The sequence below is a fragment of the Roseateles sp. genome (genome assembly GCF_019237615.1).
In the GTDB taxonomy this organism is placed as follows: domain Bacteria; phylum Pseudomonadota; class Gammaproteobacteria; order Burkholderiales; family Burkholderiaceae_C; genus Pelomonas.
On sequence record NZ_JAFAGT010000108.1, the window covers coordinates 1 to 20590 of the forward strand.

At 68.7% G+C, this 20590-nt stretch carries 14 protein-coding genes; 7 read left to right on the forward strand and 7 right to left on the reverse strand.

Annotated features, from left to right (window positions below; translation table 11 throughout):
* The 4 genes from JOY88_RS22730 to JOY88_RS22745 all read right to left on the reverse strand — a co-directional run.
* The coding region (locus JOY88_RS22730) for a M3 family metallopeptidase (protein ID WP_293505100.1) at nt 1–1859 on the reverse strand (1859 nt) is incomplete at its 3' end.
* A 5-nt stretch (nt 1860–1864) separates the two neighbouring features.
* Nucleotides 1865–2725, reverse strand: coding sequence for a bifunctional methylenetetrahydrofolate dehydrogenase/methenyltetrahydrofolate cyclohydrolase FolD (folD, locus tag JOY88_RS22735; protein WP_293504989.1), 861 nt, complete (start codon nt 2723–2725; stop codon nt 1865–1867).
* Nucleotides 2726–2785: 60 nt separating this feature from the next.
* The gene (locus JOY88_RS22740) at nt 2786–3409 is read right to left on the reverse strand and encodes a response regulator transcription factor (protein ID WP_088483486.1); all 624 of its coding nucleotides are present in this window, start codon (nt 3407–3409) and stop codon (nt 2786–2788) included.
* Nucleotides 3406–5997 carry a PAS domain S-box protein gene (locus JOY88_RS22745; RefSeq protein ID WP_293504996.1) on the reverse strand — a complete coding sequence of 864 codons (2592 nt, stop codon included), beginning with the start codon at nt 5995–5997 and terminating at the stop codon, nt 3406–3408. Before JOY88_RS22745 ends, JOY88_RS22740 begins: the two co-directional genes overlap by 4 nt.
* A gap of 187 nt (nt 5998–6184) precedes the next feature.
* Between JOY88_RS22745 and aceE the strand changes: the two genes are divergently transcribed.
* From aceE to JOY88_RS22765, 4 genes are all read left to right on the forward strand, one after another.
* A complete protein-coding gene (gene aceE, locus JOY88_RS22750; RefSeq protein ID WP_293504998.1) occupies nt 6185–8896 on the forward strand; it encodes a pyruvate dehydrogenase (acetyl-transferring), homodimeric type in 2712 nt (903 codons plus the stop codon).
* A 17-nt stretch (nt 8897–8913) separates the two neighbouring features.
* Nucleotides 8914–10560: a dihydrolipoyllysine-residue acetyltransferase gene (gene aceF / locus JOY88_RS22755; protein ID WP_293505000.1), complete on the forward strand. Its 1647-nt coding sequence runs from the start codon at nt 8914–8916 to the stop codon at nt 10558–10560.
* 15 nt (nt 10561–10575) lie between these two features.
* Nucleotides 10576–12381, forward strand: coding sequence for a dihydrolipoyl dehydrogenase (gene lpdA, locus JOY88_RS22760; RefSeq protein ID WP_293505002.1), 1806 nt, complete (start codon nt 10576–10578; stop codon nt 12379–12381).
* A gap of 165 nt (nt 12382–12546) precedes the next feature.
* Nucleotides 12547–12759 carry a hypothetical protein gene (locus tag JOY88_RS22765; RefSeq protein WP_293505004.1) on the forward strand — a complete coding sequence of 71 codons (213 nt, stop codon included), beginning with the start codon at nt 12547–12549 and terminating at the stop codon, nt 12757–12759.
* Here JOY88_RS22765 and JOY88_RS22770 read toward each other — a convergent pair whose 3' ends face one another.
* Together JOY88_RS22770 and JOY88_RS22775 are read right to left on the reverse strand one after the other, a co-directional pair.
* A complete protein-coding gene (locus JOY88_RS22770; RefSeq protein WP_293505006.1) occupies nt 12760–13326 on the reverse strand; it encodes a hypothetical protein in 567 nt (188 codons plus the stop codon).
* A gap of 5 nt (nt 13327–13331) precedes the next feature.
* Nucleotides 13332–14222, reverse strand: a complete 891-nt coding sequence (locus JOY88_RS22775) for an HDOD domain-containing protein (protein WP_293505008.1) — start codon at nt 14220–14222, stop codon at nt 13332–13334.
* A gap of 125 nt (nt 14223–14347) precedes the next feature.
* Here JOY88_RS22775 and JOY88_RS22780 point away from each other — a divergent pair, with 125 nt between their 5' ends.
* Together JOY88_RS22780 and JOY88_RS22785 are read left to right on the forward strand one after the other, a co-directional pair.
* A complete protein-coding gene (locus JOY88_RS22780) occupies nt 14348–14962 on the forward strand; it encodes a transglutaminase-like cysteine peptidase (protein WP_293505010.1) in 615 nt (204 codons plus the stop codon).
* Nucleotides 14963–14975: 13 nt separating this feature from the next.
* A complete protein-coding gene (locus tag JOY88_RS22785) occupies nt 14976–16898 on the forward strand; it encodes a bifunctional diguanylate cyclase/phosphodiesterase (protein WP_293505012.1) in 1923 nt (640 codons plus the stop codon).
* An 84-nt stretch (nt 16899–16982) separates the two neighbouring features.
* Here JOY88_RS22785 and JOY88_RS22790 read toward each other — a convergent pair whose 3' ends face one another.
* Entirely contained in the window at nt 16983–19229 is a 2247-nt protein-coding gene (locus tag JOY88_RS22790; RefSeq protein ID WP_293505014.1) for a TonB-dependent receptor plug domain-containing protein, read from the reverse strand.
* Nucleotides 19230–19402: 173 nt separating this feature from the next.
* Between JOY88_RS22790 and apbC the strand changes: the two genes are divergently transcribed.
* Nucleotides 19403–20497, forward strand: a complete 1095-nt coding sequence (apbC, locus tag JOY88_RS22795) for an iron-sulfur cluster carrier protein ApbC (protein WP_293505016.1) — start codon at nt 19403–19405, stop codon at nt 20495–20497.
* Nucleotides 20498–20590 lie beyond the last annotated feature (93 nt).

Genomic DNA, 20590 nt, shown 5'->3' on the forward strand with positions numbered 1-20590 from the left:
GCCGCGTTGAACACGCCTTCTTCCTCGAAGGCGCTCCACGCGTCGGCGCTCAGCAGCTCGGCCCACTTGTAGCTGTAGTATCCCGCCGCGTAGCCGCCGGCGAAGACATGCGAGAAGCTGTGCTGGAAGCGGTTGAAGGCGGGCGGGACCAGCACGGCGACCTCGGCGCGCACCTCGTCCAGCACCCGCTGCACGTCGGCCTCGGAGCCCGGCTCGCCGTGCAGGCGCATGTCGAACAGCGAGAACTCGATCTGGCGCAGCGTCATCAGCCCGCTCTGGAAATTCTTGGCCGCGGTCATCTTGTCGAACAGCTCGCGCGGCAGCGGCGCGCCGCTGTCCACATGGCCGCTGAGCTGGCTGAGGACGTCCCATTCCCAGCAGAAGTTCTCCATGAACTGGCTGGGCAGCTCGACCGCGTCCCATTCCACGCCCGAGATGCCGGACACGCCCAGGTCGTCCACCTGCGTCAGCATGTGGTGCAGGCCATGGCCGAACTCGTGGAAGAGGGTGATGACGTCGTCGTGGGTCAGCAGCGCAGGCTTGTCGCCGACCGGGGACGCGAAGTTGCAGGTCAGCAGCGCAACGGGCGTCTGCTGCTCGCCGCTGGGCTTGAGCCAGCGGCTGCGCACCTCGTCCATCCATGCGCCGGGGCGCTTGCCGTTGCGGGCGTGCAGGTCGAGGTAGAACTGCGCGATGAGCTGGCCGCCACGGCGCATCTCGTAGAACTTGACGGTCTCGTGCCAGACGGAGGCCCGGGCCTCGGAGATCGCCACGTCGAACAGCCGCTCGATGATGGAGAACAGGCCGGCGACGACCTTGGGTGCGGTGAAGTACTGCTTGACCGTCTGGTCGCTGAAGGCGTAGCGGGACTCCTTGAGCTTCTCGCTCCAGTAGGACACGTCCCAGCTCTCCAGCGGCGCGCCCTTTGCAAACTCGCGCAGCTCGGCCAGGTCCTTTTCCGCGAAGGGCCGGGCACGCCTGGCCAGGTCGCGCAGGAAGCCGTTGACCTCGGCCGGCGAGGAGGCCATCTTGGGCGCCAGCGACACCTCGGCGAAGTTGGCATAGCCCAGCAGCGCGGCCTCCTCCTGGCGCAGCGCGACGATCTCGCGCATCGCTGCCGTGTTGTCCCATTCGGGCTTGCCGGCCTCGCTGGCGCGGGTCACGTAGGCGCGGTACAGCGTCTCGCGCAGCTCGCGGTTCTCTGCGTACTGCATGACGGGCAGGTAGACCGGGAAATGCAGCGTGATCTTGTGGCCGCCGTCGTCCAGCCGGGTCGCGTCCAGCACATCTTGCGGCACACCGGCCAGCTCGTCGGCGGAGGCCACGTGGCTCCAGCCGTCGGTGGCGTCCAGCACATGCTCGCTGAACTGCTGCTGCAGCTCGGCGCTGCGCTCCTGGATGGCCGCATAGCGCTCGCGGGCCTCGCCCTGCAGCTCGGCGCCGGACAGGACGAAGTCGCGGATCGCATGCTTGAGCAGCTGCCGGCGCGGCGCGCTCAAGGCGGCGCCCTGCGCGGCCATGACGGCCTTGTACTTGGCGAACAGCGCCTCGTTGGCGCCCATCGCCGTGCTGAACTCGGTGACGGCCGGCAGCATCGCGTTGTAGGCCTCGCGCAGCGCCGGCGTGTCGGCCACGGCGTTGAGGTGGCCCACGGCGCCCCAGGCCGTGCCCAGGCGCTCCGTCGCCGTGTCGAGGATGCGCGACAGCGTGTCGTAGTCGGCCGGCGTCCCGGGCTTCACGGCTTCGTCCAGCGCGGCCCGCGCCGCGGTCAGCAACTGCTGGATGGCGGGCTGCACATGCTCGGGCGTGATGGCCGCGAAATCGGGCAGGGCGGCGGTGGACAGCAGCGGATTGGTCATGGTCATCAGGCGGACTTGAGGCTTCGTTCCGCCGATTCAAGCGTGTTGACCAGCAGCATGGCAATGGTCATGGGGCCGACCCCACCGGGCACAGGTGTGATCCAGCCGGCCACGGCCTTCACGCCGTCGAAGTCCACGTCGCCGCAGAGCTTGCCCTCGTCGTTGCGGTTCATGCCGACGTCGATGACGACGGCGCCGGGCTTGACCATGTCGGCCGTCAGCACGTTGCGCTTGCCGACGGCGGCGACGATGACGTCGGCCTGGCGCGTCATCGCGCCCAGGTCGGCCGTGCCGCTGTGGCAGACCGTGACGGTGGCGTTCGCGGCCAGGAGCATCAGGGCCATGGGCTTGCCGACGATGTTGCTGCGGCCGATGACGACGGCATGCTTGCCCTTCAGGTTGCCCATGCCGATGCTCTCCAGCATCTTCATGCAGCCGTAGGGCGTGCAGGCCTTGAAGCCCGGCTCGCCCACCATCAGCGCGCCGGCGCTGGCGACGTGGAAGCCGTCGACGTCCTTGGCCGGCGAGATGGCCTCGATGACCTTGTGGTCGTCGATGTGCTTGGGCAGCGGCAGCTGCACGAGGATGCCGTGGATGGTCGGGTCGTTGTTCAGCGCTTCAACGCGGGCCAGCAGCTCGGCCTCGGTCATGGAGGCGTCGTACTTCTCCAGGCGCGAGTGGATGCCGGCCTCTTCGCAGGCCTTGACCTTGTTGCGCACATAGACCTGGCTGGCCGGGTTGTCGCCCACGAGCACGACGGCGAGGCCGGGCTGGCGCCCCTTGGCGGTCAACGCTGCGGCGCGGGCGGCCGTTTCGGCGCGCAGCTGCTTGGAAAGGGCGAGGCCGTCGATCAGTTGGGCAGTCATCTTTGAACTCCAGAAATGCAAAGAGGCCGCAAGCAGCGGCCTCTGTGAGATGCGGGTGGTTTATGCCTTCGCCGTCGCACCGAGTGCGATCTTCAGCAGATCGGCCACGGTGTTGGCGTTGAGCTTTTCCATGATGTTGGCGCGGTGCGCCTCCACCGTCTTGATGCTGATGCCCAGGTCGTCGGCGATCTGCTTGTTCAGGCGGCCGGCGACGATGCGCTCCAGCACCTGGGCCTCGCGCGTCGTCAGGCGGGCCAGCAGCGCGTCGCGGCTGGCGGCTTCCTGGTGGCTGGAGAAGGCGTCGCGGGCCTGGTCCAGCATGCGCTCCACCAGGGCCAGCAGCTCTTCTTCCTTGAACGGCTTCTCGATGAAGTCCATCGCGCCCTTCTTCATCGTCTGCACCGCCATGGGCACGTCGCCGTGGCCGGTAATGAAGACGATGGGCAGTGGGCTCTTGCGTTCGATGAGGCGGTCCTGCAGCTCGAGGCCCGTCATGCCGTCCATGCGGATATCGGCAATCAGGCAGGCGACCTCGCGGGGGTCGTAGCGCGCCAGGAAGGATTCGGCCGAGTCAAAGCACTTGACCCGGTAGTCCTTGCCTTCGAGCAGCCATTGCAGGGAGTCGCGAACGGCCTCGTCGTCATCGACGACGTAGACATTGCCCTTCTTCGGGATCAAGCTCATGGTGCGGTGGGTTCGGTTCTCTGAGCGCTGCCGGAAGCACCCTGGGAGGCTTCCTGACGCAGTTGTTCTGAGGTGATGGTGACCGGGATCGTGAAGGCGAATCGGCACCCTACGACGAGAGAGCCATTGTAGAGGTTCTCGGCTTTTATCCTGCCCTGGTGGGACTCGACGATGGACCGGCATAACCCTAACCCGATGCCAAGTCCGTCGGCCTTGGTCGAGAAGAAGGCCTCGTACATGCGGGCCAGCACTTCGTCGGGCAAACCCGGCCCCATGTCGGTCACGGAGAACTCGATGTGGCCGCCCAGCTCCGCGCTGTGCTTGGGCACGATGCGCAACTCGATGTGGCGGCGCGATGTCGGCAGGGAGGCGTTGTCTATGGCCTCGGCGGCGTTCTTCAGCAGGTTCATCAGCACCTGCTCGATGAGGATGGGGTCCACCATCAGTTGCGGCAGGCGCTGGGCCACATAGGTATGGATGGCCACGTTGCGGCGGCGCAGCTCGATGCCGGCCAGCTCCACCGCGTCCTCGACGATGTCGGCCGCATGGGCTGGTTGGCGCTGCGGCTCGCTGCGCTTCACGAAGTTGCGGATGCGGTGAATGATCTGGCCGGCGCGCTCCGCCTGCTTGGCGGTCTTGGTCAGCGCGGCCAGCAGTGCTTCCTTGTCGATGCTGTCGCTGCGCACGCGGCTGACCATGCCGTTGCAGTAGTTGGTGATGGCCGTCAGCGGCTGGTTCAGCTCGTGCGCCACGCTGGAGGCCATCTCGCCCATGGTCATCAGCCGGCTGGTGACCTGCGCCTTCTCGGCTTGCAGTGCGGCCTGGGCCTCGGCATGGCGGCGCATCGTGATGTCGGTGGCGATCAGCATCTGCGCCAGGCGGCCGTCGGTCCACTGCAGGTAGCGGGCGCGCACATCGAACCACATGGCCAGCGACTCGACGTAGACCTCGCGCGGGTCCGAGCCCATGTCGGTCAGCGCCTCGGCGGGCAGGCCGGAGTAGTCGTCCACCTCGTCGGACGCTTCGGGAAGGCCGCGGCGGCTGGTCGTGCCGACGAGCTGGCCGCCAGCAAGCAACGCGTGTCCTGCCGGATCGGCGCCGAACCACAGGCGGTAGCTGCGGTTGGCGAACAGCAGTTCGGGCGGGTTGACCGACAGCACCGACACGGCCGCATCCAATCCCTCCAGCACGGTGGTGAAGCGCTCGTGCGAGGCCGACAGCTGGTCGCGCACGCGCTTGGCCTCGGTGATGTTGGTCATCGAGGTCATCCAGCCGGTCTGCTTGCCCTTGGTGTCCACCAGCGGCGACACATAGACGCGGGCGTCGAACTGGCTGGCGTCCTTGCGCTGGATCTTGACCTCGACGCCGCCCGAGGGGCTGCGGCCCTGCAGCTCCTGCTGCAGCAGGCGCGCGTTCTCCTCGCGCCGGTCCGTGGGCCAGAAGGGGTAGGGTGGCGTGCGGCCGACGAGGTCGGCCTCCGAGAAGCCCGTCATTGCGCAGAAGGCCGGGTTCACGTAGGTGATGCGCGTCTCCATGTCCATGGCGCGCATGCCGGTCAGCATGGAGTTCTCCATGGCGCGGCGGAAGTTGGTCTCCAGCGTCAGTGCGTTCTGGATCTGCGTGCGGCGGCGCATGTGGCGCCAGGTGCCAAGCAGCATCCAGACCGTCAGGCCCGCCAGCGCCAGCACCAGCCAGAACAGCGCGTTGCTGATCAGGCCGATGGACGTGCGCCAACCCTGGCCGCGCAGCACCAGGCCGTTGAGCGCGGGCGCCAGCGGCACGTCGTGCAGCAGTGCGGCACGACGCAGCATCTGTCCGGGCATGGGCGTGACGGTGCTGGCGACGACCTGGTCGCGCGGCACGTCCAGCACCGCGATGCTGTGGCGGGTGGCCACCTCGCTGGGCACGTAGTAGCGCAGCAGCGTCTCGACGGTGTACTCCGCCACCAGCGCGCCGGCGAAGCCGCCGCGGTCGATCAGAGGGATGTGGACCTGGAAGACGATGGCGCCGCTGGCATCGGGAAACGGCGGCGAATAGACCGGCTGGCGGCGCTCCTTGGCTGCCTCGAAGGCGATCTCGGGCGCGTTGGCGGGGCTGGGCGTGGGCATGGACGGGTCGCCGCCGTCCGCCGACATCAGGCCGTCGGTCTGGAAGCCCGCTGCGCCGACGCTGCTGCGGCGCTCGCGCTTGGCGCTCAGCCAGGTCACGTGCGTCAGCTCGGGCCGCTCGCGCGCGAAGGCCTGGGCCTGGACGGAGAACTCACGGGCGTCGATCTGCCGAGTGACCACCTCGCGCGCGATGCGCACCAGTTGCTCCTGGTTCTCGATCAGGCGCAGGCGGATCTGCTGCTGGGCGATCTCGGTGTCGCGCTTGACGGACTCGGTCTCGCGTTCGATTTCCTCGTTGCGCAGGTACCAGAAGGCCGAAATGATGGCCGCCAGGAACAGCAGCACCGAGATCAGCGGCCCGAGCGTGGCCAGGCGGTCCTGGCGTGACGGCGACTGCCGGAACCACCAGGTGGTGACCAGGCGACGCAGCGTCGCGATCCAGCGCTGACTGCGGTTGGGCGGGGCGGAAACAGGGGCCATGGGGGCAAATTATCCGGGCCGGCATCGAGTTGCTTGATTTCATAATAAGAAATCAATTCGCACCATTTGGGAACTTGAGCGGGCTATGAGACACTCCGCCGGCCCGGGGGTCGCAGTCCGGGTAGACCACCCGTCAGAAACTCAGTGCGTCGCCCGGCAGAGGCGAGCCAGATATAGGAGACCGGCCATGTCCGCCCAGCCGCAAGACTTTCGAGGCGCCGCATCGAACGACGCCGACCCGCAGGAAACCAAGGAATGGCTGGATGCGCTGTCCGCCGTCATCGACCGTGAAGGCGCGGAGCGCGCGCATTTCCTGATCGAGGAGATCCTGGAGCACGCCCGCCAGCACAGTATCGACCTGCCGTTCTCGGCAACGACGGGCTACGTCAACACCATCGAGGCCGACGCGGAGGCGCGTTGCCCCGGCAACATCCAGATCGAGAAGCGCCTGCGCGCCTACATGCGCTGGAACGCGATGGCGATGGTGGTGCGCGCCAACCGGCTGCACCCCGCCGACGGCGGCGACCTGGGCGGCCACATCGGCTCGTTCGCGTCGGTGGCCAGCATGTTCGGTGCCGGCTTCAACCACTTCTGGCACGCGGCCAGCGAAGACCATGGCGGCGACTGCCTCTACATCCAGGGCCACAGCGCGCCCGGCATCTACGCCCGCGCCTACCTGGAAGGCCGCCTCAGCGAAGAGCAGCTCGACAACTTCCGACAGGAAGTCGACGGCAAGGGGCTGTCCAGCTACCCGCACCCCAAGCTGATGCCCAACTTCTGGCAGTTCCCGACCGTCAGCATGGGCCTGGGGCCGCTGATGGCGATCTACCAGGCGCGCTTCCTGAAGTACCTGCACGCCCGCGGCATCGCCAACACCGAGAACCGCAAGGTCTGGGCCTTCATGGGCGACGGCGAGATGGACGAGCCGGAAAGCCTGGGCGCCATCGGCCTGGCCGTTCGTGAGAACCTCGACAACCTCGTGTTCGTCGTCAACTGCAACCTGCAGCGGCTGGACGGCCCGGTGCGTGGCAACGGCAAGATCATCCAGGAACTGGAAGGCGAGTTCCGCGGCGCCGGCTGGAACGTCATCAAGCTGATCTGGGGCAAGGGCTGGGACGAACTGCTGGCACGCGACAAGAGCGGCAAGCTGAAGCAGCTGATGATGGAGACGCTGGACGGCGACTACCAGGCCATGAAGGCCAACGACGGCGCCTTCGTCCGCAAGAACTTCTTCGGCAAGTACCCCGAGACCGCCAAGCTCGTCGCCCACATGAGCGACGAGGAGATCTTCGATCTGCGCCGCGGCGGCCACGAGCCCGAGAAGGTCTATGCGGCCTTCCACCAGGCCCACAACAACACGACTGGCCAGCCCACCGTGCTGCTGGTCAAGACCGTCAAGGGCTACGGCATGGGCAAGGCCGGTGAGGGCAAGAACACCGTCCACCAGACCAAGAAGCTGACGGACGAGGACATCAAGTACATCCGCGACCGTTTCAACATCCCGGTGCCGGACAGCGAACTGCCCAACATCCCGTATTACAAGCCGGCCGAAGACACGCCGGAGATGCGCTACCTGCACGAGCGCCGCCAGGCCCTGGGTGGCTACCTGCCCAGCCGCCGCGCCAAGGCCGACGAGCAGTTCAAGACGCCCGAGCTGGCCACCTTCCAGGCCGTGCTGGATCCGACGGCCGAGGGCCGCGAGATCTCGACGACCCAGGCCTACGTACGCTTCCTGACGCAGCTGCTGCGCGACAAGGATATCGGCCCGCGCGTGGTGCCCATCCTCGTCGACGAGGCCCGTACCTTCGGCATGGAAGGCCTGTTCCGCCAGATCGGCATCTACAACCCCAAGGGCCAGCTGTACACCCCGGTCGACAAGGACCAGGTCATGTACTACCGCGAGGACAAGGCCGGCCAGATCCTGCAGGAAGGCATCAACGAAGCGGGCGGCATGGCCAGCTGGATCGCCGCGGCGACGTCGTACTCGACGAACAACCGCGTGATGATCCCGTTCTACGTCTACTACTCGATGTTCGGCTTCCAGCGCATCGGCGACCTGGCCTGGGCCGCCGGCGACATGCAGGCCCGCGGCTTCCTGCTGGGCGGCACGTCGGGCCGCACGACGCTCAACGGTGAAGGCCTGCAGCACGAGGACGGCCACAGCCACATCCTGGCCGGCACCATCCCCAACTGCGTGTCCTACGACCCGACCTTCGCGCACGAAGTCGCGGTCATCATGCAGCGCGGCCTCAAGCGCATGGTGGAAGACCAGGAAAACGTCTTCTACTACATCACGCTGCTGAACGAGAACTACCCGATGCCGGGCCTGAAGGCCGGCACCGAGGAGCAGATCCTGAAGGGCATGTACCTGCTGGAAGAGGCCGACGGCAGCAAGCAGGTCAGCGTCAATCTGCTGGGCTCCGGCACCATCCTGCGCGAGAGCCAGGCCGCCAAGCAGCTGCTGGAAGCGGACTGGGGCGTGGGCGCTCATGTGTGGAGCTGCCCGAGCTTCAACGAGCTGGCCCGCGACGGCCAGAACGCCGAGCGCTGGAACCTGCTGCACCCGACCGAGCTGGCCTGCGTGCCCTTCGTGACGCAGCAGCTGGGCCAGACCCGCGGCCCCGTCATCGCGTCCACGGACTACATGAAGAACTACGCGGAGCAGATCCGCGCCTTCGTGCCCAAGGACCGCACGTACAAGGTGCTGGGCACCGACGGCTTCGGCCGCAGCGATTTCCGCTCCAAGCTGCGCGAGCACTTCGAGATCAACCGCCACTACATCGTTGTCGCCGCGCTGAAGGCGCTGGCCGATGACGGCGCGGTGCCGAACGAGCGCGTGGCCGAGGCCATCGCGAAGTACGGCATCAACGCCGACAAGATCAATCCTCTGTACGCATAAGCCGAGGGAGACAAGACATGGCATTGGTTGAAGTCAAGGTTCCCGACATCGGCGATTTCGACGAGGTCGGCGTCATCGAGGTGCTGGTCAAGGTCGGCGACACCGTCAAGGTCGAGCAGAGTCTCGTGACGGTGGAGAGCGACAAGGCGTCGATGGAGATCCCGTCGTCGCAGGCTGGCGTCGTCAAGGAGATCAAGGTCGTCGTGGGCGACAAGGTCAAGGAAGGCAGCGTGCTGGTGCTCGTGGAAGGCGAGGGCGTCGCTGCCGCCCCGGCCCCGGCCCCGGTTGCCGCCGCATCGGCGCCTGCGCCTGCTCCGGCCGCCGCTGCGCCGGCGCCGGTCGCCGGCGGCTCGGTCACCGTCGAGGTGCCGGACATCGGCGATTTCGACGAAGTGGCCGTCATCGAGCTGCTCGTGAAGGTCGGCGACACCGTCAAGGTGGAGCAGAGCCTGGTCACCGTCGAAAGCGACAAGGCCTCGATGGAGATCCCGTCGTCGACGGCGGGCGTCGTCGAGGAGCTGCTGGTCAAGGTCGGCGACAAGGTCAAGAAGGGCTCGGCGCTGGCGCGCGTGAAGGCGGCCGGCGGCGCTGCCGCGGCGCCCGCGCCTGCTGCGGCTGTACCGGCCGCCGCGCCCGCCCAGGCGTCGGCACCCGCGCCGGCCGAAGCCAAGGCTGCGACGCCCGCTGCTGCGCTGCCTGCGCATCAACCAACGTCCCCCACGGGCCAGCTGCCCCATGCCTCGCCCAGCATCCGCAAGCTGGCGCGCGAGCTGGGCGTGCCGCTGGTCGAGGTGAAGGGCAGCGGCGCCAAGGGCCGCATCACCGAGGTGGACGTGCAGGGCTTCGTCAAGGCCGTCATGGCCGGCACGGTGCAGACCGCCGCGCAGAAGGCCGCAGGGCCCGCGGGCGCTGCCGCCACCGGCGGCGCGTTCCCGGGCCTGCTGCCCTGGCCCAAGGTGGACTTCGAGAAGTTCGGCGCCGTGGAGCGCAAGGAGCTGTCCCGCATCAAGAAGATCTCGGGCGCGAATCTGCATCGCAACTGGGTGGTCATCCCGCACGTGACGAACCACGACGACGCGGACATCACCGAGCTGGAAGCCTTCCGCGTCCAGCTGAACAAGGAGAACGAGAAGGCCGGCATCAAGGTCACGATGCTCGCCTTCATGATCAAGGCGGCCGTCGCGGCGCTGAAGAAGTTCCCCGAGTTCAACAGCTCGCTGGACGGCGACACGCTGGTGCTGAAGAACTACTTCCACATCGGCTTCGCGGCCGACACGCCCAACGGTCTCGTCGTGCCTGTCATCAAGGACGCCGACAAGAAGGGCATCTTCCAGATCAGCGCCGAGATGTCGGAGCTGGCCAAGAAGGCCCGCGACGGCAAGCTGGGGCCGGCCGACATGAGCGGCGGCTGTTTCTCGATCTCGTCGCTGGGCGGCATCGGCGGCAAGTACTTCACGCCCATCATCAACGCGCCGGAAGTGGCCATCATGGGCGTCTGCAAGAGCTCGATGGAACCCGTGTGGGACGGCAAGGCCTTCGTGCCGCGCCTGATCCTGCCGCTGTCGCTGTCGTGGGACCACCGCGTCATCGACGGCGCGGCTGCGGCGCGCTTCAACGTCTACTTCGCGTCGCTGCTGTCCGACTTCCGTCGGATCGCGCTGTAAGAGGGGGGTGGACTCATGGCAACCATTGAAGTTCATGTTCCCGACATCGGCGACTTCGACGAAGTCGGCGTCATCGAGGTGCTGGTCAAGGCGGGCGACACCGTCAAGGTCGAGCAGAGCCTGATCACCGTCGAGAGCGACAAGGCGTCGATGGAGATCCCGTCGTCCGCTGCGGGCGTCGTGAAGGACCTGAGGGTCAAGCTGGGCGACAAGATCAGCAAGGGCTCGGTCATCCTGACGCTGGAGTCGGACGTTGCTGCAGCGCCGGCACCGGTTGCCGCTGCGCCCGCGCCCGTTGCTGCGGCGCCCGCTGCCGCACCGGTGCAGGCGCCAGCCGCCGCGACCTACAGCGGCAATGCCGATCAGGCCTTCGACGTCGTCGTGCTCGGCGGCGGCCCCGGCGGCTACTCGGCCGCGTTCCGTGCCGCCGACCTGGGCCTGAAGGTCGCCATCGTCGAGCGCTACGCGACGCTGGGCGGTGTCTGCCTGAATGTGGGCTGCATCCCGTCCAAGGCGCTGCTGCACGTCGCGGCCGTCATGGACGAAGCCAGCCACATGGCCGACCTGGGCGTCGTCTTCGGCGCGCCGACGGTCGACATCGACAAGCTGCGTGCCCACAAGAACAAGGTCACCGGCAAGCTGACCGGCGGCCTGGCCGCGATGGCCAAGATGCGCAAGGTGACGGTGCTGCGCGGCGTCGGCTCGCTGCTGGACGCCCAGCACCTCAAGGTCGAAGCGACCGAGGGTGCCGTGGGCCAGGCCAAGACCGGTGCGGCGCAGACCGTGGCGTTCAGGCGCCTCATCATCGCCGCCGGCTCGCAGGCCGTGCGCCTGCCCTTCCTGCCCAACGATCCGCGCATCGTCGATTCGACCGGCGCGCTGGAAATGGGCGTCAGGCCCGAGAAGATGCTCATCGTCGGCGGCGGCATCATCGGCCTGGAGATGGGCACGGTGTACTCCACGCTCGGCGCGCGCCTGGACGTCGTCGAGATGCTGCCCACGCTGATGACCGGTGCGGACCGCGACCTCGTCAAGGTCTGGCAGAAGTTCAACCAGCACCGCTTCGACAACATCATGTTGAACACGAAGACGGTGGGCGCCGAGGCCAGGCCCGACGGCATCTGGGTGACCTTCGAAGGCGAGGGCGCCCCGAAGGAGCCGCAGCGCTACGACCTGGTGCTGCAGGCCGTGGGCCGCACGCCCAACGGCAAGAAGATCGCCGCCGAGAACGCGGGCGTCATCGTCGGCGACCGCGGCTTCATCCCGGTCGACGTGCAGATGCGCACCAACGTTGCCAACATCTTCGCCATCGGCGACATCGTCGGCCAGCCCATGCTGGCTCACAAAGCGGTGCACGAGGGCCACGTGGCGGCGGAGGTCTGCGCCGGCGAACTGCTGGGCGACGCGGCGCTTGCGAAGAGCCAGTTCGACGCCCGCGTGATCCCCAGCGTGGCCTACACCGACCCTGAAGTCGCCTGGGTGGGCATGACCGAGGATGAAGCCAAGGCCAAGGGCATCAAGATCACCAAGGGCCTGTTCCCGTGGACGGCGTCCGGCCGCGCGATCGCCAACGGCCGCGACGAGGGCTCCACCAAGCTGATCTTCGACGAAGAGAGCCACCGCATCATCGGCGGCGGCATCGTCGGCACGCATGCCGGCGACATGATCGGCGAGATTGCGCTGGCCATCGAGATGGGCGCGGACGCGGTGGACATCGGCAAGACCATCCACCCGCACCCGACGCTGGGCGAGTCGCTGGGAATGGCCGCGGAAGTGGCGCATGGCTCCTGCACGGACGTGCCGCCGGTGCGCAAGAAGTAAAGCCCATCCCCGAAAGCAGGCCCGCCCCCGGCAACGGAGCGGGCCTTTTTTACATCGCGTCAGCGCAGCGTCGGAAGGCCGCCCATCGGGGTTGGCGGGCCGACACCCCGTGCCTGCGGGCTAACGCTGGGCCTGGAGGGCGTCGGGTGTCGCCACAATGCCGGCATGAAATTCTTCTACGGGTTCATGGCGCTGGTCATGCTCGCCACGCTGCTGCCGTCGGCCCTCTACATGGGTATCTACGTCTTCACCGGCGCCGACGAGGCGCTGGAGCGCGCGCGCAAGCTGTGGAACTTCCTGCGCGCGTTCACGCTGCTGGGCTTCAACCTGCTGGTCTGGGGCCATGTCGTCGTGGCGGCATGGCAGCTGATCCACTGATCAGATTCGGGACTCGTACAAGCGCGGGCAGTCGGCCGTGCCGAAGCGGTCCACCGGCACGCGAAAGCGCTGCCCCACGCGCAGCTGCTTCCAGCGCTCGAGGTCCATGCGGCAGGTCCAGAGGTGGTCGCCACCGTCGCTGAGCGCTATCTCGTAGTAGGCCTCGCGCTTGCCCAGGCGCTCGCTGCCTGGCTGGCCGGGCGGGGCCACCCGCAGCGGCGGGCGGGGCCAGTCGGGCCGCGTGTCAGGGCTGCCCTCGGTCTTGGCGATCCAGCTGCGGCGCCAGGCCAGCACCATGTAGCGGCAATGCTCGGCAGGCAGGGCGCGGCGGCCGCTGGGGTCGGCCGTCATGCGGCGGCTGATGTCGAAGGCGCCCTCCGGCAGCTCGTCGCACCAGTCCGAGCCGCTCTCGGCACGCAGCCGCTCGACGACGATTTCCATGCGCCAGCTGCGCCGGGTCAGCTCGACGGCGACGCCCGGCGGGCCGAACACCCACCAACCCACCGTGCCCAGCGTCGCCACCACCATGGCGACGAGGACGAGGACGCGCAGGCGCGGCAACCGCATCTGGCTCAGACCGCGTCGAACTGCAGGTTCACGGCCTCTTCCCACTGCGCCAGCTCGTCCCAGCCGATCTGCAGCCAGTCCATCGCGGCGGCATGGTGGCCGGCCCAGTCGGCGTCCTCGGGCAGGCCCTCGTGGCGGCGCATCAGGTGCTCGGCGATGAGGCCGGCGGCGATCAGTGTGTGGATTTCGGGGTCGATGTCACCATGGCCCAGGGCCGTGAAGTCGTGGTGCAGGCGGATGGCCGCGACCAGCGGCGGCGCCAGGTTCCACACCCGCACGACCAGGGCGCCGACGACTGCATGGTCGGTCTTGTGGTTGGCGTTCTCGGTGGCGATGTACGGGCGGTCGATGCGCGCGCCGGCCTCGACCATGGTCCCCGCATAGCCGCGCACGCTCTGCAGCAGCACCGGCATGCCGACATGCAGGAACAGGCCGAAGCTGTGCGCGAGGTCGGGCGACAGGCCCGGCAACTGCTGGGCGATAGTCGCCATCGCGATCGCGCGCTTGGTGCTGCGCTGCCAGAAGCGCGCCAGCTGCGGCGCGTTGACGGGGATGGCGTGCTGCAGCAGGAAGCCGGTCATGACGGCGACGCTCTCGCGCAGGCCGATGCGGTTCATCGCCTGGCCCACGGTGGTGCAGGGCAGGCCCACGGGCTTGAACAGAGGGCCGTTGGCGATGCGCAGCAGCGTCGCGGCCATGGCCACATCGCCGGAGGCGATGCGGGCGACGAGGTTGAGGTCGGGCTCCGGCGTGCTCATCGCCTGCTGCAGCTGTGCCAGCAGCTCGGGGCAGGGTGGGATCTGGATCTGCTGCAAGGGGCCGCGGCGGCGCGACTGGTCGATGTCGTCGCGGATCTGCTGGGCGCGCGATGTGTGAGTTGAGGCCGGGTTCTGCATGATCCCAAAATCTTAGGTGGGCTCCGTGCGGGTACAGTGAATTCAGTCGCAGCCCGCCGTCAATCTTGCCCACTTCACCGCCTCGCGTCGCTTTCGCCTTCCGCCGGTGCCGGTGGTGGCTGGCCTTGCTGGCGGCGGCCCCGCTGCTGGCCGCGGCGGCCTACGACGCGACGCGCGTGCTGGAGGCGGCGGCTGTGCGCGGACCCAAGGTGACCGAGCAGGCCCAGGCCCTGGTGCAGCTGATCGAGCGCAGCGGCACGCAGGACGAGTTGCAGCGCTTGCGGGACATCAACGACTTCTTCAACCGCCGCATCGCGTTCCAGGAAGACGCCGTCACCTGGGGCGTGCCGGACTACTGGGCCTCGCCGCTGGAAAGCCTGGAGAAGCGCGCCGGCGACTGCGAGGACTATGCCATCGCCAAGTACTTCAGCCTGACCGCCACGGGCGTGCCGACCGCCAAGCTGCGGCTGGTCTATGTACGGGCGCGGCTGGGTGGGCAGTCGCTGGCGCACATGGTGCTGGCCTACTATGCCCAGCCGAGCGCCGAGCCGCTGATCCTTGACAACCTGCGGCCCGAGGTGCTGCCGGCGTCGCAGCGGGCAGACCTGACACCGGTCTTCAGTTTCAACACCGAGGGCCTGTGGCAGGGCACGGGCCAGGTGACGGCGGGCAACCCGCTGGCGCGCCTGTCGATGTGGCGCGAGGTGGTGGCCAAGGTCAAAGCAGAGGGATTCTTGTGATGGGGAGTGAGTCATGTCGTTGATGCGGCAGATCGCCTGGCTGGTGCTGGGCGTGGTACTGGCGGCGCTGGTGGGTGCGGTGGGGCTGTCCACGCTGTCCACGCAGCAGCTGATGCGCACGCAGCTGGAGCTGAAGAACGCGGACAACGCGCAGGCGCTGGCGCTGGCCCTGTCGCAGCAGGGGGGCGACGGCGAGCTGATCAAGCTGCTGGTGTCCGCCCAGTTCGACACCGGCGCCTACGAGTTCGTGCGCTGGCGCGGCGTCAACGGTGAAACGCTGTTCGAGCGCAGCGAGCCGCCCCGCGCCGGCCTGGCGCCGGCCTGGTTCCGCGCGCTGCTGCCCATCACCGCGGCGCCCGGCGTGGCCCAGCTGTCCAGCGGCTGGAATGCCATAGGCTCCGTGGAACTGATGAGCCAGTCCAGCTATGCCCACGATGCGCTGTGGCTCAGCTCGCGCCAGTTGCTGGCCTGGCTGTTCATCGTCGGCATCGCCGCGGCCGTCGTGGCCTGGGGCGGCCTACGCCGCATCCGTCGCCCGCTGGACGCAGCCGTGGCCCAGGCCGAGGGCGTGCTGGTGGGCAGCTATGGCCAGGTCGCCGAGCCGCGCGTGCCCGAGCTGCAGCGCCTGACGCGCGCGATGAATGCGATGGTGCAGCGGGTCAAGGAGATGTTCGAGGCCCAGGCCGGCCAGTTGCTGGTGCTGCGTGAGCAGGTGCACCACGACCCGCTGACCGGCGTCTCCACGCGCCGGCATTTCCTCGCCGAGCTGGATGCCGCGCTGCAGCGCGACGACGGCCCCGCCATCGCCGGCCTGGTGCTGGTGCGCCTGCGCGATCTGCCGGGGCTGAACGCCCGCCTGGGTCGGGCCGGCGTGGACGACGTGCTGCTGACCCTTGTCACGGCGCTGCAGGCCTATCCTGAGTCCGTGGCCGGCTGCCGCGTCGGCCGCCTCAACGGCGGTGATTTCGCGTTGTGGCTGCCCGCCGAGGGCGTGGCTGCCGAGACGGCGCATGCGCTCGCCGATGCGTTGCGCGCCAGCCTGCCGGCCTTCGGCCCCGGCGTGCAGGTGGCGCTGGGCGCCATCGAGCTGCCGCGCGAGCGCCCGAGCGGCGTCTGGCTGGGCGAGGCCGACGCAGCGCTGGCGCGGGCCGAGCATCTGGGCGAGGCGCGTGGCGGCTTCGTCGTCGAGATCGTGGCCGAGCCCGGCCTCGGTCGCGAGCAGGGCGAGGGCCTGTGGCGCGCCCAGCTGCAGGAGGCCGTCGGCCAGCAGCGGGGCCGCCTCGCCGAGTTTCCGGTGTGCGACCGCGCCGGCCGCGTGCTGCATCTGGAGTGCCCGCTGCAGCTGGACCTGGGCACGGGCTTCGTGCCGGCGGCATCCTGGCTGCCGCTGGCCGTGCGGGCGCGGCTGACGGCCCAGGTCGACCTGTTCGCCGTCGACCTGGCGCTGAAGGCCATCTCGGGCGATGGCCAGGCGCGCTGCATCAACGTGGCGCCGGCCTCGCTGGCTGATGCGGTCTTCCTGCCGCAGCTGCGCGAGCTGCTGGCCCAGTGGCCGCAGGCGGCGCGTGCGCTGTTGCTGGACCTGACCGAGGCCGCGGCGACCGAGCATTTCGACCGACTGCTGGAGCTGGGCCAGCAGCTACGGCCGCTGGGCGTCAAGCTGGGCCTGGAGCACGCGGGCGCCGGGCTGGCGCAGGTGGAGCGGCTGTACCAGGCGGGGCTGGACTACGTGAAGCTGGACGCCTCGGTGCTGCTGGGCGTGGCCGGCGAGGCCGGGCGCGCGGCCTTCGTGCGGGGCATGGTCATCATGCTGCGCAGCCTGGCGCTCAAGGTCTACGGCGAGGGCGTCGTGGACGAGATGGACGCGCAGGCGTTGTGGGACTGTGAGCTGGATGGGCTCACGGGGCCGTGGGTGACTTCCAGTTTGCGGGGGTGATAGGCGCAAAGGCTCTCGCTGAGAGCCTTTGCAACCCTGTGCTCCGAGCCGGAAGGCCTTGCGCAAAGGCAGCCAGCCAACCCATCAGATCTTCATCTCCCACCGCACCTGCCACTGCGTGTAGCTGGGCCCGCCGCTGTGCGACGTGATGACCTGGTCGCCAGTGTTGATCACGCTGCCCGTGAAGTAGTCCAGCGCCGACAGGTTGGTCGCCGACAGTCGCAGCGACTGTTCCGTGTTGATGGCCCATAGCGCGAAGGCGTCGACGACGGCCTTGCGGCTGGCGGTGGTCTCGGTGATCAGCGTCTGCTGGATGGTCGTCGACGGCGTCCAGTTCAGCGATGCGCCCAGCGTCAGCGGCAGCGAACGCAGCCGGTAGTCGGCGCCGAGGTTGGCCGTGCCCTTGGGCTGGCCGTCGATGTGGTTGTTCGGCCCGGGGATGCCGTCGACCTTGGACGTGAAGACGCTGAAGTTGCTGCGCACGTTGACGGGCAGCGCATCCTCGAAGTACTCGTCCAGGCGGAAGCGCGCCTCCAGCTCGATGCCGGCCGTCGAAGCCTTGCCGATGTTCTGCGGCCGTGACACCCAGCGCTGCGTCGCCGACCAGGACACGGTCTCCAGCGCCGTGACGCTGCGCATCAGGTTGCTGATGCGGCGGGCGAAGAAGTTGGCGCTCAGCAGGCCGCCCTTGGTCAGGTAGTGCTCGTAGCCCACCTCGAAGCCGGTGGCGAGCTCGGGCTTGAGGTCGGGGTTGCCGGCGCGGTCGGGCGTGTTGGCCTGGTGGGGCACCTGGCTGTTGATGGTGGGGCGCGCGATCAGGTCCTGCAGCTGGGGGCTGCGGTAGCTGCGCGTCAGGCTGGCGCGGATCATGTCGCGGCCGCGCTCGTCGAGCTTGTAGCGTGCATGGGCCAGCGGCGTGAAGACGCTGGACTTGTTGCGCGCGTCGTAGGTCGCCGCACTGGATTGGGTGGTGATGCCCTCCCAGCGCGCGCCGGCGTAGAAGTCCCATTGCTTGCCGACGCTCCACTCGTCCTGGGCATAGGCAGCGATGCGCGTGGAGGCGGCGTCGAGGTCGTCGCCGAAGTCGTCAAGCCCGGGCTGCGGCGCGCCGTTGACCAGGGTGATGCGGTTCTGGTGGCGGGTCGTGCCCTCGGCTTCGAAGCCGCTTACCAGCGAGTGGTCGCCGCCGAGGTTGTGCGACAGCTTGGCCAGCGCGCTCCAGCTGCCGTCGCGGCTGGTGGTGCTGTCGTCCTGCTGCCGCGTCGCGGCGCCGGCCAGGCTCTCCTGGCGGACGCTGCGGCTCTCGCCGCGTGCACGGCCCAGGCCACCGCGTGCCTCGATGCGGGTGTCGGGGCCAAGCCGGCTCTGCCACTGGGCATTCAGCCGCGCCATCGTGAAGCGGCTGTCACCCTGGGTGTCGGCCGCGTCGAAGAAGCCGGCGGGCCGCGGGTTGGGCGAGGGTGTTGTCGTCTGCAGCAACTGGGAGCTGCTGTTGGAGCGGGTGGACACGATGAAGGGCTGGATGGCCAGGCTGTCCGTTGCGTTGAGCTTGAGCTGCACGCGACCGGTGAGGTTCAGCGAGCTGCGGTCGTCCGCACTGCGGCCGCGCGAGCTCAGCAGGCTGTCGCCGTTCGTCGCCACCGTGTGGGTCAGCGTGTCGTTGATGACGTTGTCGATGCGCTCGCCGCGCGTCGCGTTGACGGTCAGGTTGTAGGCATGGCCGTCGCCGAAGCTGTCGTTGCGCGTCCAGCTCAGGCCGGGGCTGATCCGGCCGCGCTCGGTCGCGAAGCCGGCGCGGAACTCGTTGAGCTTCTTCTTCAGCGCCTCGCGCAGCACGACGTTGATGGTGCCGGCCACGGCGCGCGTGCCGTACTCGGCCGTGGGCGCGCGCAGCACCTCGATGCGCTCGACCTGCTCGGGCGGCAACTGGTCCAGCGAGAAGCCGGGCGGCATGCGCTCGCCGTTGACGAGGATCTGCGTGTAGCCGCCGCCCATGCCGCGCATGCGGATGTCGCCGCCGCGCCCCGGGCGGCCGCCGGTCGTCACGCCGGGCAGGCGCTTGATCATCTCGCCCAGCGTCGAGTCGCCGAACTTGTCGATCTCCTCGCGCGTGATGACGATCTTGCTGGCCGTCGAGGCCTTGCGGATGGATTCGTCGCTGGCATTGCCGCTGACCTCGACGCGCTTGAGCTGCTCGGCCCTGGTATCGGCCGGCTTGGGCGCCGAGGCGGCGGCATCGGGTGGGGTGGGACGGGTTTGGGCCTGGGCGGCAGGGCAAAAGGCGCCGCCGGCCGCCAGCATGGCGGCCACGGAAACACGGTGGAGTTGCATGGCGGGCAGCTTGCCATGCGGGCCGCGCCGGCTTGTGGCGGCGGCGTTAACGAAAGCTTTCTTTACCCGGCGGCCGCGAATCGCTCACCGGCCTGAGGAATTGGCTGGCAGCCCGCGGCCCGCGGCCGCGGGCTAGACTGCCTACCCCCTTTGCCGTGAACCTGCCTCCTGCCATGACCGCGATCTCCGAAGCCCAGCTTCAACCCCTGCTGCAAGCCGTGACGGACCCCGGCAGCGGCCGCACCCTCGGCGAGGACCGGGCGATCAAGGCGGTCAAGATCGAAGGCACCGACGTGGCCGTCGACATCGAGCTGGGCTATCCGGCCGCCAGCCAGCATGGCGCGCTGCGCGCGGCGCTGGTGGCGGCGGCAAAGGGCCTGCCGGGCGTCGGCAACGTCAGCGTTGCCATCTCGACCAAGGTCGTCGCCCATGCGGTGCAGCGCGGCGTGCAGCTCCTGCCGGGCGTGAAGAACATCATCGCCGTTGCCTCCGGCAAGGGCGGCGTCGGGAAGAGCACGACGGCCGCCAACCTCGCGCTGGCGCTTGCCGCCGAGGGCGCCCGCGTGGGCGTGCTGGACGCCGACGTCTACGGCCCCAGCCAGCCGCTGATGCTGGGCGCCAGCGGCCGCCCCGAGACGCTGGACGGCCAGACCATGGAGCCGCACATCGCCCATGGCCTGCAGGTCAACTCCATCGGTTTCCTCGTCGACGACGACCAGGCCATGATCTGGCGCGGTCCCATGGCCACGCAGGCGCTGGAGCAGCTGCTGCGCCAGACGCGCTGGCAGGAGCTGGACTACCTCATCGTCGACATGCCGCCGGGCACCGGTGACATCCAGCTGACGCTGTCGCAGCGCGTGCCGGTGACGGGCGCCGTCATCGTGACGACGCCGCAGGACATCGCCCTCATCGACGCCAAGAAGGGCCTGAAGATGTTCGAGAAGGTGGGTGTGCCCATCCTGGGCATCGTCGAGAACATGGCCGTGCATGTCTGCTCCAACTGCGGCCATGCCGAGCACATCTTCGGCGCCGAGGGCGGCGCCAGGATGGCGGCGCAGTACGGCACCGAGCTGCTGGCCGCACTGCCGCTGGCCATGAGCATCCGCGCCCAGGCCGACGCCGGCACGCCCACCGTCGCCGCGGAGCCCGACGGCGAGGTTGCCGCGCTCTACAAGGCGCTGGCGCGCAAGGTGAGCGCCAAGATCGCGGCGCAGGGCAAGGACTACTCGTCCAAGTTCCCCAGCATCGCCATCTCCAAGTCCACCTGACGCGGCGCTGACGCCGCCACAAACCCGAGCGGCTTGCTCCCCCTGGATTGCCCTCTATGGACAAGGGCTTTCCTTTGTGAAGAAATCGGCTCG